At 71.4% G+C, this 15,630-nt stretch carries 13 protein-coding genes; 8 read left to right on the top strand and 5 right to left on the bottom strand.

Going from position 1 to position 15,630, the window contains the following annotated elements; all coding sequences use genetic code 11:
* Positions 1 to 114: 114 nt before the first annotated feature.
* The 3 genes from ACP2AH_RS16040 to ACP2AH_RS16030 are packed head-to-tail and all read left to right on the top strand — an operon-like array spanning position 115 to position 3,054.
* Positions 115 to 1,572 (top strand): pyridoxal phosphate-dependent decarboxylase family protein, encoded by a 1,458-nt coding sequence (locus ACP2AH_RS16040; RefSeq protein ID WP_425106714.1) that lies wholly within the window; start codon positions 115 to 117, stop codon positions 1,570 to 1,572.
* 33 nt (positions 1,573 to 1,605) lie between these two features.
* Positions 1,606 to 1,968 (top strand): DUF952 domain-containing protein, encoded by a 363-nt coding sequence (locus tag ACP2AH_RS16035; RefSeq protein ID WP_425106713.1) that lies wholly within the window; start codon positions 1,606 to 1,608, stop codon positions 1,966 to 1,968.
* Positions 1,969 to 1,971: 3 nt separating this feature from the next.
* Positions 1,972 to 3,054: a quinone-dependent dihydroorotate dehydrogenase gene (locus tag ACP2AH_RS16030; RefSeq protein WP_425106712.1), complete on the top strand. Its 1,083-nt coding sequence runs from the start codon at positions 1,972 to 1,974 to the stop codon at positions 3,052 to 3,054.
* Here the strand turns inward: ACP2AH_RS16030 and ACP2AH_RS16025 are convergent.
* From ACP2AH_RS16025 to ACP2AH_RS16010, 4 genes are read right to left on the bottom strand one after another with little or no spacing between them, the layout of a single operon-like run.
* Positions 3,051 to 4,376: an MATE family efflux transporter gene (locus ACP2AH_RS16025; RefSeq protein WP_425106711.1), complete on the bottom strand. Its 1,326-nt coding sequence runs from the start codon at positions 4,374 to 4,376 to the stop codon at positions 3,051 to 3,053. The two genes, ACP2AH_RS16030 and ACP2AH_RS16025, sit on opposite strands and share 4 nt — an antisense overlap.
* 4 nt (positions 4,377 to 4,380) lie before the next feature.
* Positions 4,381 to 4,650, bottom strand: a complete 270-nt coding sequence (locus ACP2AH_RS16020) for a DUF6460 domain-containing protein (protein ID WP_425106710.1) — start codon at positions 4,648 to 4,650, stop codon at positions 4,381 to 4,383.
* A gap of 2 nt (positions 4,651 to 4,652) precedes the next feature.
* Positions 4,653 to 6,350: a cisplatin damage response ATP-dependent DNA ligase gene (locus ACP2AH_RS16015; protein WP_425106709.1), complete on the bottom strand. Its 1,698-nt coding sequence runs from the start codon at positions 6,348 to 6,350 to the stop codon at positions 4,653 to 4,655.
* A complete protein-coding gene (locus tag ACP2AH_RS16010; protein ID WP_425106708.1) occupies positions 6,347 to 7,426 on the bottom strand; it encodes a ligase-associated DNA damage response exonuclease in 1,080 nt (359 codons plus the stop codon). The genes ACP2AH_RS16015 and ACP2AH_RS16010 overlap by 4 nt, the downstream gene beginning before the upstream one ends.
* Positions 7,427 to 7,475: 49 nt before the next feature.
* Between ACP2AH_RS16010 and ACP2AH_RS16005 the strand changes: the two genes are divergently transcribed.
* The 3 genes from ACP2AH_RS16005 to pdeM are packed head-to-tail and all read left to right on the top strand — an operon-like array spanning position 7,476 to position 11,669.
* The gene (locus ACP2AH_RS16005; protein WP_425106707.1) at positions 7,476 to 8,402 is read left to right on the top strand and encodes a class I SAM-dependent DNA methyltransferase; all 927 of its coding nucleotides are present in this window, start codon (positions 7,476 to 7,478) and stop codon (positions 8,400 to 8,402) included.
* A 47-nt stretch (positions 8,403 to 8,449) separates the two neighbouring features.
* Positions 8,450 to 10,957, top strand: a complete 2,508-nt coding sequence (locus ACP2AH_RS16000; protein ID WP_425106706.1) for a ligase-associated DNA damage response DEXH box helicase — start codon at positions 8,450 to 8,452, stop codon at positions 10,955 to 10,957.
* 25 nt (positions 10,958 to 10,982) lie between these two features.
* On the top strand, positions 10,983 to 11,669 hold the full coding sequence (gene pdeM / locus ACP2AH_RS15995) for a ligase-associated DNA damage response endonuclease PdeM (RefSeq protein ID WP_425107052.1): 687 nt from the start codon (positions 10,983 to 10,985) through the stop codon (positions 11,667 to 11,669).
* A gap of 13 nt (positions 11,670 to 11,682) precedes the next feature.
* Here pdeM and ACP2AH_RS15990 read toward each other — a convergent pair whose 3' ends face one another.
* The gene (locus tag ACP2AH_RS15990; RefSeq protein WP_425106705.1) at positions 11,683 to 14,016 is read right to left on the bottom strand and encodes a hypothetical protein; all 2,334 of its coding nucleotides are present in this window, start codon (positions 14,014 to 14,016) and stop codon (positions 11,683 to 11,685) included.
* A gap of 410 nt (positions 14,017 to 14,426) precedes the next feature.
* On the opposite strand from ACP2AH_RS15990, the gene ACP2AH_RS15985 reads away from it, so the two are divergent.
* Together ACP2AH_RS15985 and ACP2AH_RS15980 are read left to right on the top strand one after the other, a co-directional pair.
* Positions 14,427 to 14,858, top strand: coding sequence for a MerR family transcriptional regulator (locus ACP2AH_RS15985; protein WP_421698513.1), 432 nt, complete (start codon positions 14,427 to 14,429; stop codon positions 14,856 to 14,858).
* Positions 14,859 to 15,008: 150 nt separating this feature from the next.
* Positions 15,009 to 15,623 (top strand): 2-hydroxychromene-2-carboxylate isomerase, encoded by a 615-nt coding sequence (locus ACP2AH_RS15980; RefSeq protein ID WP_425106704.1) that lies wholly within the window; start codon positions 15,009 to 15,011, stop codon positions 15,621 to 15,623.
* Positions 15,624 to 15,630 lie beyond the last annotated feature (7 nt).

Below are 15,630 nucleotides of genomic sequence, written 5' to 3'. Positions count from 1 at the left end.
CTCGCCATTGTCCAGCCGCGTTGCGGCGGCTTTGGTGGCGCTGCCGCCCGGCGCTGGACAGGGCGCGCGCCCTGCCTAGGATGGCCGCCCTTTCGGGCAGGGGCCAGCATGCGCATGGACGAGACGCCACAGGACGAGACGCCACAGGACGAGACCGGGGCCCTGCTGCTGGCGGCAGCGCGCCGGGCCATCGCCTACCGCGCGGACCCCACGTCGCACCCGCCAGCGACGGATTATGCCGCCTGCCTCGCCGCCTTTGACGGCCCGCTGCCCGAGGCCGGCGTGCCGGGCGCGGACGTGCTCGACGCGCTGGTGGCGCGGGCCGAGCCGGGGCTGCGGGCTTCCGTCGGGCCGCGCTTTTTCGGCTGGGTGATCGGCAATTCCCACCCGGTCGGCGTCGCTGCCGACTGGCTGACCGCCGCTTGGGGGCAGAACACCGCCAACCACTTCGCCGCGCCCGCCGCCGCCGCCGCCGAGACGGTCGCGGCGCGCTGGCTGCTGGAGGTGCTGCGCCTGCCGGCGGAGAGCGGGGTCGGCTTCGTCACCGGCGCCACCATGGCAAGCTTCGTCGCCCTCGCTGCCGCGCGCGGCGAGGTGCTGCGCCGGGCGGGATGGGATGTGGAGGCGCTGGGCCTGTTCGGCGCCCCGCCGGTGCGGGTGCTGATCGGGGAGGAGGCCCATGCCAGCGTGTTCTCGGCGCTGCATTATCTCGGCTTCGGCAAGGCGAGCCTGATCCGCGTGCCGGCCGACGCGCAGGGGGTGATGCGGCCCGACGCTTTCGAGGATTTGCTGGCGCGGGCCGTGCCCGAAGGCGCGCCGCTGATCGTGGTGACGCAGGCCGGGCATATCCATAGCGGCGCCAGCGACGACCATGCGCGGCTCGTCCCGCTCGTCCGGGCGCGGGGCGGCTGGGTGCATGTGGACGGCGCCTTCGGCCTGTGGGCGCGCGCCTGCCCGACGCACGCGCACCTCGCCGCCGGTATTGAGGCGGCCGATTCCTGGGCGACGGACGGGCACAAATGGCTGCAGACGCCGTTCGACTGCGGCTATGCCATCGTGCGGGATGCCGACGCCCACCGCCGGGCGATGACCATCGCGGCGAGCTATCTGCCGCCGGTGAGCGAGCATGAGCGCGACCCCTCGCATTACGTGCCGGAGCTGTCGCGCCGCGCCCGGGGCTTCGCCAGCTGGGCGCTGCTGCGCCATTTCGGCCGGGCCGGCATCGCCGCGATGGTGGAGCGCCATTGCGTGCAGGCCCGGCTTCTGGCGGAACGTCTCGCCGCCGAGCCGGGGGTGACGGTGCTGAACGAGGTGGTACTGAATCAGGTCGCCGTGCGCTTCGGCGGCGTGGAGGCGGGGGCGGGGGCGGCAGGCGACGCGCTGACCCGCGCCACCATCGCGGCGGTGCAGGAAGACGGCCTTTGCTTCGCCGCCGGCGCGGCGTGGCGCGGGCGCTGGATCATGCGGCTCTCGGTAATCGGCGCCTCCACCACCGAGGCGGATATCCATCTCTCCGCTGACGCCATCATCCGCGCCTGGCGCCGCGTTGCCTCAGCGGCCGGGGCCCTGTAGGACGGGTCGAACGGCACGAGGCGGGAAACGGACATGGCGGCGGCGCAGGCGAGGCTCATCTACAAGATCGCGCCGCGCGCGCTGTGGCAGGCGGCGGAAGCCGCCGGGCGGTTCGACGGCGCGCCGGTGGATGTGGCCGACGGCTTCATCCATTTCTCCACCGCCGGGCAGGTGGCGGAAACGGCGGCGAAGCATTTCGCCGGGCAGGACGACCTGCTGCTGGTGGCGGTGCGGGTCGAGCACCTTCCTCCGGATCGGCTGCGCTGGGAGCCCTCGCGCGGGGGCGACCTTTTTCCCCATCTCTACGGCCCGCTCGCGCTTGAGGCGGTGGCCTATGTGCGCGAATTGCCGCTCGGCCCGCATGGGCGGCATCTGTTCCCGGCGCTGGAGGGCTGACCGATGAGCCGCCTGCTCGACCTCGCCCTTCCCTTCGCCCGGCTGATGGATCCCGAGACCGCGCATGGCCTCTCCATCCGCGCGCTCGCCTGCCTGCCGCCGCGCGCCGCGCCGGTGGACGATTCCCGCCTCAAGGTGTCGGCCTTCGGCCTCGCCTTTCCCAATCCGGTGGGGCTGGCGGCGGGGTTCGACAAGGAGGCGGAGGTGCCCGACGCGATGCTGGGCGCCGGCTTCGGCTTCGTCGAGGTCGGCACCATCACGCCGCGCCCGCAGCCCGGCAATCCGCGCCCGCGCAATTTCCGCCTCGTCGAGGACCGGGCGGTGATCAACCGCTACGGTTTCAACAGCGGCGGCCATGGCCCGGCGCTGGCGCGGCTTTCCGCCCGCAGAAAGCGCCGGGCGCCCGGCTTTGTCGGGGTGAATGTCGGGGCCAACAAGGACAGCACCGACCGCGCCGCCGATTACGTCGCCGGCATCCGCGCCTTCGCCGGGGTGGCGAGCTATTTCACCGCCAATGTCTCCTCGCCCAACACACCCGGCCTGCGCGACCTGCAGGAGGAACGCGCGCTGGACGAACTGCTGGCGCGGGTGATCGAGGCGCGCGACGCGGCCGCGCCTGGCGTGCCGCTTCTGCTGAAGATCGCGCCCGATCTCGCTCTGCCGCATCTCGATGGGGTTGTGAGCGTGGCGCGCCGGCGGCGGATCGATGGGCTGATCGTCTCCAACACCACCCTTTCCCGCCCGCCCAGCCTGCGCTCGCCACACAAGAGCGAGACCGGCGGCCTTTCCGGCCGGCCGCTCTTCGCCCTCTCCACCCGCATGTTGGCGGAAACGTTTGTGCGGGCGGAAGGCGCCTTCCCGCTGATCGGAGTGGGCGGCATCGACAGCCCCGCCGCCGCGCTGGCCAAGATCGAGGCCGGGGCGAGCCTCGTCCAGCTCTATTCCGCTCTCGTCTATGAGGGGCTGGGGCTGGTGGATAAGATCAAGCAGGGGCTCACCGCGCAGTTGGCGCGGGAGAACACGACGCTCGCCGCGCTCACCGGACGGCGCGCGCGCGAAATGGTGGCAGCGCCCTTTCCGGCCTAGCCGAAGGTGCCGCGCTCCAGCGCCGGCAGCCGCAGCGCGAGGAACACGCCGCGCCCGGCGATGAAGGCGAGATAGGCAAGCCAAAGGCCGGTATTGCCGAGAGGCAGGGTCAGCCACCAGGCGAGGAAGAACAGCGCCACCGCCGGCAGCATCATGTTGCGCATGTCGCGTGCCCAGGTCGAGCCGCCATAGATGCCGTCATAGGCGAAGGCGGCGACGCCGAGCAGCGGGGTCAGCGCCGCCAGCGGCAGGAAGGCGCGGCCGACTTCCCGCACCTGCTCGTTCGCCGACAGAAGATCGATCAGCGGCCCGCCGCCCACCAGCAGCAGCGCACTGGCCGGCGCGGCAAAGCCAAAGCCCCAGGCCAGCACCAGCCGCACCGCGCGGCGGAAACCCGCCTTGTCCTTCGCGCCGACGCTCTGGCCGCAAATCTGCTCGGCGGCGGTGGAGAAGCCATCGAGGAAGAAGGCCGAGACCATGACGATGTTGTAGAGCACCGCATTGGCCGCGAGCGTGACATCGTCCTGCCGCGCCCCCTGCGCGGTGAAGAACAGCAGCACGCTCATCAGGAGCGCGGTGCGGATCATGATGTCGCGATTGACCGCCACCGTCTCGATCAGCGGGGCGCGGGCGATGACCGTGCGCCACGGCACCCGCCAGTCCCGCCCCACCAGCCGCGCGGCGGCAATGAGTCCGAACAGCGTGCCGGCGATTTCCGCCAGCACATTGGCGCTCGCGGCGCCGGCAATGCCGAAATCCCACCACAGCACCAGAGCGACCGTGGCGAGCGCGTTCACCCCGGCGATGAGGATTTGCAGGCCGAGGCCGATATCGGTTCGGGCAATGCCGACCAGCCAGCCGAGCAGGGCGAAATTGGCGATGGCGAAGGGCGCGGAGAGGATGCGCACGGAGAAATACAGCGTCGCCGCCGCGTGAACGCCCTCGCTGGCGCCCATGGCGAGAAAGGCGAGATCGGCGAGCGGCCCGTGCAGCGCGATGAGCGCAAGGCCGATGACGGCGGCGATCAGCAAAGCGCGGATCAGCACCGCCCGCAGTTCCACGCTCTCGCCGCGCCCGAGCGCCTGCGCGGTCAGGCCGGCCGTGCCCATGCGGATCGACCCGAAGATCCAGAAGGCGAAATCGAACAGCAGCGCGCCCACCGCCACCGCGCCGAGCAGCGCCGCGTCGCCGAGCCGGCCGATGGCGCCGGTCGCCACCAGCCCCAATATCGGGGTCGTCATCTGCGCCAGCGTCGCCGGCAAGGCGAGGACGAGGAAGCGCCGGGAGGTGACCTCCACCCGGCCGGCCGCTGCGAGGCTCACGGGATCAGCGTCCGCGGTTGGCGATGCGCAGGATGAGCCAGAGCGGGATGACGATCACCGCGCCGAGCACGAAATAGCGCCACAGCCGCTCGATCGCCTCGAAGCTGAAATTGAACAGATGCCGCAGCAGGCTCTCAATGCTGGCGAGGATGTTGAGCGGGTCGAGACCCAGCGCGGCGAGGATGACGCCCACCACCACCGAGAGCAGCACGAGCCGCATGAGGACCCAGAAGGGCGAACCGCCCATCCAGCGGGCAAGCTGATTATCGGCCATGACTACATTTCCCCGGCAGGCGAACGCTGCTTCCCTAGCACGGCGGCGGGCCGGCGGGGAGCGTGGCTTTCGTCCTCCCCGATCATCGCCTCCAGCGTTTCCAGCCGGTCGGCCTCGCCGGGCGGCTTGTCCCAGCGCAGCCTGGCGATGCGGGGAAAGCGCATGGCGAGGCCGGAGCGGTGGCGGGTGGAGCGGGCCAGCCCTTCAAAGGCGACTTCCATTACCAGCCCCTCGGTCGGCGTGTGAACCACCTCGCGCACCGGGCCGAAGCGGTTCACCGTGTGGCGGCGCACGAAGCGGTCGATCTCGATCAGCTCGGCATCGGTGAAGCCGAAATAGGCCTTGCCGACCGGCACCAGCTCGCCCGCTTCGGTCCACACCCCGAAGGTGTAGTCGGAATAATAGGAGGAGCGCTTGCCGTGGCCGCGCTGGGCATACATCAGCACCGCGTCGACGCTGTGCGGGTCGCGCTTCCATTTCCACCACGGCCCCTTCGGGCGGCCGGGCAGGTAGGGGCTGTCGGCGCGCTTGAGCATCACCCCTTCCACCGCTTCCGCATCCTCCCCCGCGCCATGGGCGGCGGGGTCGGCACGGGCCGCAGTCAGCGCCTCCCAGCTGGGAAAGGGCACGAGCGGGGAAAGGTCGAGCCGTCCCTCCGTGGGATGGGCTTTTATCAGCGCCTTCAGCCGCGCACGGCGGGCGTCGAAGGGCAGATCGCGCAAATCCTCGCCCGCCGCCATCAAGAGGTCGTAGGCGCGGATATGGGCGGGGAACTCCATCAAGAGCTTGGATGACACTGTCTTCCGGTTGAGCCGCTGCTGCAGCACGTTGAAGGACTGCACCCGCCCCTCGCGCAGGATCAGCAATTCGCCGTCCACCACCCCATCAAAGGCCAGCGCTTCCGCCAAATCGGGGAAGGCGCCGGAAATATCCTCGCCGGTGCGGCTGTAGAGCCTTGTGACATGCCGCCCGTCCGGCCCGGCGGCGCGGGCCGCCTGCACACGGATGCCATCCCATTTCCATTCGGCGCGGAAATCGGCGGGGTCGAGCTTTGCGACATCCGCCTCTTCCAGCGGATGCGAGAGCATCACCGGCCGGAACGGCGCGGGGTCCTCGGTTTCCGGCTTCGGCCCGCGCCCCTCGGCCCAGGCGAACAGCTCTTCATAGGGCGGCGTGAGCCCCGGCCAGACCAGTTCGATCGCGTCCGGCGCATGCTCGCCTAGCGCCGCCACGGCGGTCTTGGCAAGGCGGGCGGAAACGCCGATGCGCAGCCCGCCGGTGATGAGCTTCAACAGCGCCCAGCGGCCGGTCTCGTCCAGCCGGTCGAGCAGCGCGGCGAGCACCGCCGGCATCTCGGCGCGGCCCATATGGGTGAAGGCGTGGACGATGGCTTCCAGCGAGGGCGGCTCGGTGTCGTTGAGCCCGTGCGGCGCCGGCCACATCAGCGCGACCGTCTCCGAGAGATCGCCGACATAGTCATAGGAAAGGGCGAACAGCACCGGGTCGGTGCGCTCGCCGATCAGCTGGCGGATGAGGCCGGGCTTGGCGTTGCGGAAGGACAGCGCGCCGGTGAGCGCCGCCAGCGCCCAGCCGCGCTCCGGGTCCGGCGTGTGGCGGAAATAGTCGGCGATGAGCCTTATCTTGCCGTTGCGGCGCGGCTCATAGGCGAGGCGGTCGAGCAAGGCGGCGAAGCGGTTCACGGCGCCACCTCCGGTGCCGGCGGCGCCTCGGGCGCGGGTGTGTCGGGCGCGGGGGCATCGGGCGCGGCGCCCTCGCCCTCCTCCTCGCCATAGCCGACCATGTGCAGCGGCCGGGCGCGCAGCCCCGCTTGCGTCGCCCAGTGCACCAGCGCGTCCTCTTGCCCGTGCGTGACCCAGAGTTCCTCGCAGCCGGTGGCGCGGATGGCGACCTGCAACTCGTCCCAATCCGCATGGTCGGAGAGGATGAGCGGCAGTTCGACGCCGTTCTGCCGGGCGCGGGCGCGGATGCGCATCCAGCCCGAGGCGAAGGCGGTGACGGGATCGGGGAAGCGGCGCGACCAGACATCGGTGAGCGCGCCCGGCGGGCACAGCACCACGGCACCCGCCCGCTCGGCCGGGGTCGCGTCGCGGGCAGGGCGCGTTTCGCCGAGGTCGATGCCCTGCGCGCGGTAATAGGCGGTCAGCTTCTCCATGGCGCCGTGCAGCAGGATCGGCCGCTCATGGCCGGCGGCGCGCAGCAGCGCCATCACCCGCTGCGCCTTGCCGAGCGCATAGGCGCCGACGAGATGCGCGCGCTCGGGAAACAGCGCCAGCGAATCCATCAGCTTGGCGATCTCCGCCGCGGGCGCGGGATGGCGGAACACCGGCAGGCCGAAGGTCGCCTCCGAGATGAAGACATGGCAGGGCACCGGCGCGAAGGGCAAAGCGGTGGGGTCGGCGCCGGGCTTGTAGTCGCCGGAGGCGACGATGGTGCAGCCGCGCCAGTCGAGCGCGATCTGCGCGCTGCCGAGAATATGCCCGGCGGGGTGGAAGGTGACGCCGACGCCGTTCACCTCGATGCGCGCGCCATAGTCGGCCGCCTGGGTGCTGCCGGCGAATGCCTCGCCATAGCGGATGGCCATGATGTCGAGCGTCTGCCGCGTCGCCAGCACCGCGCCATGGCCGGCGCGGGCATGGTCGGAATGGCCATGGGTGACCAGCGCCCGCGCCACCGGCCGCGTCGGGTCGATGAAGAAGTCGCCGGCCGGCGAATAAAGCCCCTGTGGGGTGGTGTGGAGAAGCTCTTCCGGGCGCATCGTGAAACCTATATAGGGCGCGCCTCCTCTTTTTTCGCGAGACCCCGCCATGGCCGACGGCCGGCTCATTCTCTCCTCCGGCGACCCGACGGTCGATCGCCGGATCGACTGGGCGCGCGCGCTGATGGAGGAGGGCAACGCCGCCGACGCGGCGGAGCTTCTCGCCGAGGCGGTGGCCCGCGCCGGACACTATGCGCCGGGCTGGTTCCTGCTCGGCGAGGCCCGCGAGGCGGCGGGCGATGCGCCGGGGGCGGGCGAGGCCTTCGCGCAGGCGCGGGCGCTCGATCCCGCCGACACGCTCGGCGCCACGCTGCGTCTCGCCCGGCTGGAAGGCGAGGTGGCCGGCATGAGCCCGGCCTATGTGCGCGCGCTGTTCGACCAATATGCCGACCGTTTCGACGCGGCGCTGGCGCGGCTCGATTATCGCGGCCCGGAGGTGATCGAAGCGGGGCTGGCGCAGGTCTGCGAAAGGCTGGCGCGCCCTTTCGCTTTCGCCCATGGGCTGGATCTCGGCTGCGGCACAGGGCTGGTCGGCGCCCGGCTGGTCGACCGCATCGGCACGATGGAGGGCGTGGACCTCTCGCCCAACATGGTCGCCCATGCGCGGCGGCGGAAGGTCTATGACGCGCTCGCCGCCGGGGAGATGGTGGCCTTCCTCAAGGCGCGCCCGGCGCGCGAGGTGGATCTGATCTTCGCCGGCGACGCCTTCTGCTATCTCGACGACCTCACCCCCATTCTCACCGAGAGCCGGCGGGTGCTGGAGCCGGGCGGGCTGCTCGCCTTCACCACCGAGACCCATGGCGGCGAGGGCGTGCTGCTGCGTGACACGCTGCGCTTCGCCCATGCGGCGGACTATGTGCGCGCCGAACTCGCCGCCGCCGGCCTTGCGCCGCTCACCCTCGATCCGGTGTCGGTGCGCAAGGAAAAGGAGCAGCCGGTCGCCGGCCTCCTCGTGCTGGCGCTGCGCGAGGGGTGAGGGCTCGCATTTCCCGCCCGAGTCACTAGCTTCTCGCGGTGACGATCATGGATGCTGCGCCCGACGATCTTTTGCCCGAGCCGTTCCGACGCTGGTTTGCCGGCAGGGGCTGGGCGCCGCGCGCGCATCAGCTGGAACTGCTGGCGCAGGCGCGCGAGGGCCGCTCCACCCTGCTCATCGCCCCCACCGGCGCCGGCAAGACACTGGCGGGCTTTCTGCCGAGCCTGGTCGAACTCGCCGGCCGGCCGGCCGCGCGCAACAACCCGCGCCCGCTCGGGCTGCACACGCTCTACATCTCGCCGCTGAAGGCGCTCGCCGTCGATGTCGCCCGCAATCTGGAGCGGCCGGCGCAGGAGATGGGCTTGGGCGTCCGCATCGAGACGCGCACCGGCGACACGCCTGCCTCGCGCCGCCAGCGCCAGCGCCGCGACCCGCCCGACATCCTGCTCACCACGCCGGAGCAGATCGCGCTGCTGCTCGCCTCCGCCGATGCCGAGCCGCTCTTCGCGGACCTCAAGCGCATCGTGCTGGACGAGCTTCACGCGCTCGCCGGCTCCAAGCGCGGCGATCTGCTGAGCCTCGGCCTCGCCCGGCTGCGGCGCCTCGCCCCGGGCGTGCAGACGGTCGGGCTTTCCGCCACGGTGGCCGACCCCGACACGTTGCGCCGCTGGCTGGTGCCGCAGACCGGAGAGGGCGAGAAGGGTGGGCTGGTGGTGGCGGACCCCGGCGCGGCGCCCGACCTTTCCATGCTCGACAGCGCCGCCCATGTGCCCTGGGCCGGGCACACGGCGCGCCATTCGCTGAAAGAGATTTACCGGCTAATCGAGCGGCACACGACCACGCTCGTTTTCGTCAATACCCGCATGCAGGCGGAACTGCTGTTCCAGGAACTCTGGCACATCAACGACGCCAATCTGCCGATCGCGCTGCATCACGGCTCGCTCGACGTGTCGCAGCGCCGGCGGGTGGAGGCGGCGATGGGCGAGGGGAGGTTGAAGGCGGTGGTGTGTACCTCCTCGCTCGACCTCGGCATCGATTGGGGGGCGGTGGACCTTGTGGTCAATGTCGGCGCGCCCAAGGGCTCCTCGCGTCTGATGCAGCGCATCGGCCGGGCCAATCACCGGCTGGACGAGCCTTCCCGCGCGGTGCTCGTGCCGGCCAACCGTTTCGAGGTGCTGGAATGCCGCGCTGCGCTGGAAGCAGTGCGGGCGGGGGCGCAGGACAGCGCGGTGATCCGCACCGGGGCGCTCGACGTGCTGGCGCAGCATGTGCTCGGCATGGCCTGCGCCGGGCCGTTCGAGGCCGACGATCTCTACGCGGAAATCACCTCCGCCGAGCCCTATGCCGACCTCGCCCGCGCGGATTTCGACGATGTGGTCGCGTTCAATGCTACCGGCGGCTACGCGCTGCGCGCCTATGAGCGCTTCGCTCGCATAAGGCAGAGGAAGGACGGACGCTGGCGCGTCGCCAATCCGCAGGTGGCGCAGCAATACCGGCTCAATGTCGGCACCATCGTCGAATCCACCATGCTCAAAGTGCGGCTCGCCAGCGCCAAATCGCGCTATGGCGGGCGGGTGCTGGGCGAGGTGGAGGAGTATTTCGTCGAGACGATGAGCCCCGGGGACACCTTCGTCTTCGCCGGCGAGGTGCTGGAATATCTGACTATCCATGAAAACGAGGTGCGCGTCGCCCGCACCAGCGCCAAGGAGCCGCGCGTTCCCTCCTATGCCGGCGGCAAGTTTCCGCTCTCCACCTTCCTCGCCGCACGGGTGCGGGCGCTGCTCTCCGAGCCGGAACGGTGGCAGAGCCTGCCGGGCCAAGTGCGCGACTGGCTGGAGCTGCAGAAGCTTCGCTCCCGTCTGCCGGGGCGCGAGGATTTGCTGGTCGAGACCTTTCCGCGCGGCGACCGCTACCATCTCGTCGCCTATCCGTTCGAGGGGAGGCTCGCCCACCAGACGCTCGGCATGCTGCTGACCCGCCGGCTCGACCGCGCCGGGCTGCACCCGCTCGGCTTCATGGCCAATGATTATGCGCTGGTGATCTATGGCGTGCGCGACATGTCGCTGGCCATCGCGCAGGGACGGCTGTCGCTCGACGCGCTGTTCGACGCCGACATGCTCGGCGACGATCTGGAGGAATGGCTGGCGGAATCGGCGCTGATGAAGCGCACCTTCCGCCAATGCGCGGTCATTGCCGGGCTGATCGAGCGGCGCTTCCCCGGCAAGGAGAAGAATTCCCGCCAGGTGACCATGTCCACCGATCTCGTCTATGACGTGCTGCGCCGGCACGAGCCGGGCCATGTGCTGCTGCGCGCGGCGCGGGCGGATGCGGCGACGGGGCTGCTGGACATTCGCCGGCTCTCGGACATGCTCGCCCGTATCCGGGGCCGAATCGACCATGTCGCCCTGTCGCGGGTCTCGCCGCTGGCGGTGCCGGTCATGCTGGAGATCGGCCGGGAAATGGTGGCGGGCGGGGCGTCGGAGGCACTGCTGGCCGAGGCCGAGGACGAACTGATCCGGGAGGCGATGGACGGTGCAGGCGAGGGAAGCGGTTGAGGCGCAGCAGGCGGCGCAGGACGCGGTGCCGGACGGCACGGCGGTGACGCTGGCCGGCGCGACGCTGGTGCTCGACGCCGCCGGGGCGCTGTGGTGGCCGGCCGAGCGGATGCTGATCGTCGCTGACCTGCATCTGGAAAAAGGCTCCGCCTTCGCCGTGCGCGGCGTGCCGCTTCCGCCCTATGACAGCCGGGCGACGCTCGATCTGCTGGCCCGCCTCGTCGCGCGCCGCCGCCCGCGCGTGCTGGTGGCGCTGGGCGACAGTTTTCATGATCGCGGCGGCGCGGCGCGGCTCGGCCCGGACGAGCGCGCCAGCCTCGCGGAACTCGCGCGCGGGCGCGATCTGGTGTGGATCGCCGGCAATCACGATCCCGCGCCGATGCCGGGCCTCGCCGGTGACGCCGCCGACGAGCTGCGCGTGGGCCCGCTCACGCTAAGACATGAGCCCGCAGCCGGCGCGGAAGAGGGGGAGATCGCGGGGCATTTCCATCCCGTCGCGCGGGTGGTGGTGCGCGGGCGCAGCCTGCGCCGGCGCTGCTTCGCCACCGATGGAAGGCGCCTCGTTCTGCCGGCGCTCGGCGCCTATGCCGGCGGGCTGAACATCCGCCATGAGGCGGTGGCGGGCCTGTTCGGCGGGGCCTATGACGCGCATCTCGTCGGCGCGGCGCGCACCTACCGCATCGCCCACCACGCCTGCCTGCCGGACCGCTGAGCGGCGCGAGCTTTCAGCGCGAGAAGATCAGGCTGGAGGGCGGGGCCGGGGCGCGCGGGGCACCATTGCCGACCGAGCCGGTGATGTCCTCCGGGCCCGGCACGGTGGCGGGGCCGGCGGCGCGCAGCTGTTCCTGCCGGAACTGCGCCAGAAGCTGCCAGGACCCATAGGCCAGCGCCGAGCCGCAGACCGCGATCACCAGCATGGCGCGGATGCGCGCCAGCCAGCGGCCGGGCGCCGGGGCCGGGCGGGCGCCGATATGGCGGCGCGGTTCCGCCGGTGCGGCGGGGGCGGGCCGGGGCGCGGCCGGCCGCGGCTCCGCCGGGCTGGCGGCGCGGCGGGCCTGCGCGATCAGCGTCGCCCGGCTGGTGGCAGCGTCGTTCGCCGCCACGGGAGAGAGAGGCGCCGGGGCGGCTTCGGCTGGAGTCGGGCTGGCGGCAGGTGCGCGGCGGGTGGCAGCCGCGGTGCGGCTGAGCGCTTCCAGCGCGGCGCGCATCAGCTGCGGCTCGAAGGCTTTCGGTATGGAGGCCGGGGCCGGCGTGAACACGACTTCGGCGGGCGCAGGAGGGGCCGCTTCCGGCTCCGGCGTCACGGTTTCGGGCGCTGCCGTCGGCGATGCGGCGGTGAGGCTGGCGAGTTCGGCCGCGACCGCGGCTTCCGCCGCCGCCATGACGGCGGCGCGCTCCGACGACTTTTCAGCGCTCCGCCGGCTCTCCAGCGCGGCGATTTCGCGGCGGATGAGGGCGGTGATGTTTTCGGGATCGCCGCCGGGGCCGGCGGGCGGGCGTGGCTGGGAGGCGGCGAGCAGGGTGGCGCGCGTCTCCTCCATCTGGATGAACAGGTCGTTGACCGCGCGCTCGATGCCGGCGAGCTGGACCGCGAACTGACCGGCGAGATGACCGGAAAGCTGGCTGGCGAGCTCGCCAGCCATGTCGCTGCCGCCGGACCCGACGCGCTGCGCCAGCGCCTCGATCTGCCGGCCGAGCGCCTCGAAGCGGGGGCCGTCATCGACCGGCGGCGCGATCTGTTCCAGCCGTTCGGAAAGCCGCTTGAACAGCGCCTCGACACCGGCGGGCACCTCGCCTCGCGTGCTGGCAAGATCGGCCTGGATGGCGTCGAGACGGGCGAGCACATCGTCGAGCGGCAGGGGAGCCGGCGCGGCCATCGTCTCGGACAGCGTGCCGAGCCGGCGCTCCAGCGCGCCGAAGGCGGCGGAGATGGTCTCGTTCTCGCTGGCGGCCATTTCCGCCACGCGGGTGGCGAGCAGCGACACCTGCTCAGCCAGCAGCCACAGGGAATCCGAGGAGAGGGCACGGGCCTGCAGGTCGCGAATCTCGCCGATCTGCGCCTGCAGCCGGGCGACGGTCGCGCCGTCGACCACCTTGGCATTGACGATATCGATCTTGCGTTCCAGCGCCGCGAGGCGTCCGAGCAGGACGTCCGGCGGCTCCGGCAGGCGCAGCCCGCCGATCATCTCGCGCAGTGCGGCGAGGCTGGCGCGCAGGCTTTCGTCACGCGTTTCGGAGCGCTCCACCCGCTCGACCAGCAGCTCGACCACGCGCTGCAACTCATCGACCGAACGGCGCGGGGCAAGGCCGGCGATGGACTGCCGCAGGCCTGCAAGTTCTTCCTGCAGCGCGGCGAGCGCCTCGGACGGGAGCGGCGCGGGGGCCGCAGGCGGTGGCACGGTTTCGCGCGCCACGCCGGCGCCGAACAGGTCGCGCGGCGGCGCCGGGCGTGCGGGGGCTTCCGGCATGGGGCTTTCCAGCGCCGGCGCCTCGGCGGCCTCCGGCATTGGCGCGGCAACCTCGCGTCGGGCGGGCGCCGCCGCAAGCGGCCGGCGCGGGGTGATCTCGCGGTCGAGCTCGCTCTGGCGCGCGGCGATTTCGGCCACGGCGGCCTCGATGGCGGCGGGGCTGGGGGCGGCTTCCGGCGTCGCGGCGCGGCGGCGGGAAAGCTGCAGCGCGGCCAGCCGATGGTCGATTTCGCGCATGGCGGCGGCGAGGCGGTCATTGGAAGAGGTCGCCGCAGCGGCGACGGCCTCGCGCGGCGCCGGTATGTCGACGGGCTGCATCGCGATGGGCTGCGGCTCGATGTCCGCGCGCTCGGCCGGGGTGGCGGCCTCGATGCGGCCGATCTGGCCGGCAAGTTCCTCGATGCGGCGACGCAGCTCGGCAAGGTTGTTGAGGCTCTCCAGCCCCGGCGGGGTGACACTGGCGGCTGGACCCATGAGCTGGGCGCGCAGCCACTGGTCGAGCGGAAGGCCGTCCCGGCGGGCGGCCTCATCCAGGGCGCGCCACGCCTCGGGGGCGATCGTTCCGGTCGTCGAAGGGGCCTCTTGCCTCACCTGGGGTCTCCGTCGTCCGGCACGATTGGCGGCAGGAATCATCGCGGCGACCGCGGAAGGCTGCCTGCCGCAACTGTTACGAATCTTGGTAAAGGGCTGGTTAATGACGGGGCAGGCGATGGGCCTTTCCCGGCCTTTGGCGGGGTGCACGGCCCACCGATTCCGGTTACCGCTGCGCCCCCCGCGGGGCGCTTTCGCGGCTTGCGCCGGCCTTCCCCCGCGCTTTACCCCGGAGCGACGCGCGGGTGAGGAGTCGGATTTAAATTAACAAAAACAAAGGGGTGGCTTTCCATTTAACAGTAAGTTTCCCTAACGGAGGGTGTGACTTTCTCCCCTTGCGGCAACCTCTCTGCGACAGTGGGTCAACAGCGCTGACGCGTGACCTGTCCCTTCCCCCCGGAGCTGCCCAGATGGATTTCACCTCCTACGAGGCCGAACGCACCCTCGACGTCGCCCACACCACGTCGGGCGAAGCCGGTTTCTTCACCATTGGCGATCTCGCCCGCGAATTCGGCGTCACGCTGCGCGCGCTGCGCTTCTATGAGGACAAGGGCCTCCTGGCGCCCCGCCGCGAGGGGCTCACCCGCCTCTATAGCGCCGCCGAGCGCTCGCGCCTCGCCATCATTCTGAAGGGCAAGAAGCTTGGCTTCACCCTCGCCGAGATCAAGGCGATGGTCGCTCTGCGCGAAGGCAGCGCGGTGCCGGCCGGCGGCCTCGCCCTCACCGCCGAGAAGTGCACCGAGCAGCTTGGTCTGCTGGAGCAGCAGAAGGTGGAGATCGAGGAAGCCATCGGCGAGCTGCGCCAGATGGTTGCCGCCTTCTCCACCCGCAGCGCGGCCTGACGCCTTCTCCATCCGACACGTTCTGAACGGCGCCCCGGTGGGCGCCGTTTGCTTTTCGGCGCGGCGCGGGGTCGGGCTTGCCCACGGGCGGCAAAAATCGGTTAGCGTGGGCGGCAAGGTCCGGATCACCCCGTTCAGCCGAGTGCCGCCATGTCGCGTTCCATCGACTATTATTTCTCCGTCATCAGCCCCTGGGCCTTCATCGGCCATGCTCGCTTTCTCGATCTGGCGCGGCGCCACGGGGTGCGGGTGAATTTCCGCCCGGTGCAGCTTGGCGATCTGTTCGCCGAGACCGGCGGACTGCCGCTGGCCAAGCGTCACCCCGCCCGCCAGCGCTACCGGACCGTGGAACTGAAGCGCTGGCGCGAGGCGCGGGGTATCGACCTGCACGTCAAGCCGGCCCACTGGCCGTTCGATCCGAAGCAGGCCGACCGGCTGATCATCGCCGCGCAGATCGCCGGCCATGATGTCGGCCCGCTGGCGCAGCGGCTGATGGCGGGGGTGTGGCAGCGCGAGGAGAACCTTGCCGACCCCGCGACGCTTGCCGCTCTTCTGGCGGAGCTCGGCTTGCCGGCGAACCTGCTTGAGGCCGCCGCGCAGGACCGCACCGCCACCATCTACCAGGCCAATCACGATGCCGCCATCGAGGCGGACGTTTTCGGCTCGCCCGCCTATGTGCTGGATGGCGAGGTGTTCTGGGGCCAGGACCGGATTGAACTCCTCGACGCGGCGTTGTCGAGCGGGCGGGCGCCGTTCACGCCGTAACACCCAC

Origin of the sequence: Ancylobacter sp. (genome assembly GCF_965249975.1) — a bacterium.
In the GTDB taxonomy this organism is placed as follows: domain Bacteria; phylum Pseudomonadota; class Alphaproteobacteria; order Rhizobiales; family Xanthobacteraceae; genus Ancylobacter.
The sequence above is the reverse complement of the archived record's forward strand: the minus strand, read 5'-3'. Positions and strand labels throughout refer to the sequence as shown.

Coding starts and splice junctions, on each gene's coding strand:
- ACP2AH_RS16040 (WP_425106714.1), top strand. CDS start 115: ATGGACGAGACGCCACAGGACGAGACGCCACAGGACGAGACCGGGGCC.
- ACP2AH_RS16035 (WP_425106713.1), top strand. CDS start 1,606: ATGGCGGCGGCGCAGGCGAGGCTCATCTACAAGATCGCGCCGCGCGCG.
- ACP2AH_RS16030 (WP_425106712.1), top strand. CDS start 1,972: ATGAGCCGCCTGCTCGACCTCGCCCTTCCCTTCGCCCGGCTGATGGAT.
- ACP2AH_RS16020 (WP_425106710.1), bottom strand. CDS start 4,650: ATGGCCGATAATCAGCTTGCCCGCTGGATGGGCGGTTCGCCCTTCTGG.
- ACP2AH_RS16010 (WP_425106708.1), bottom strand. CDS start 7,426: ATGCGCCCGGAAGAGCTTCTCCACACCACCCCACAGGGGCTTTATTCG.
- ACP2AH_RS16005 (WP_425106707.1), top strand. CDS start 7,476: ATGGCCGACGGCCGGCTCATTCTCTCCTCCGGCGACCCGACGGTCGAT.
- ACP2AH_RS16000 (WP_425106706.1), top strand. CDS start 8,450: ATGGATGCTGCGCCCGACGATCTTTTGCCCGAGCCGTTCCGACGCTGG.
- ACP2AH_RS15985 (WP_421698513.1), top strand. CDS start 14,427: ATGGATTTCACCTCCTACGAGGCCGAACGCACCCTCGACGTCGCCCAC.
- ACP2AH_RS15980 (WP_425106704.1), top strand. CDS start 15,009: ATGTCGCGTTCCATCGACTATTATTTCTCCGTCATCAGCCCCTGGGCC.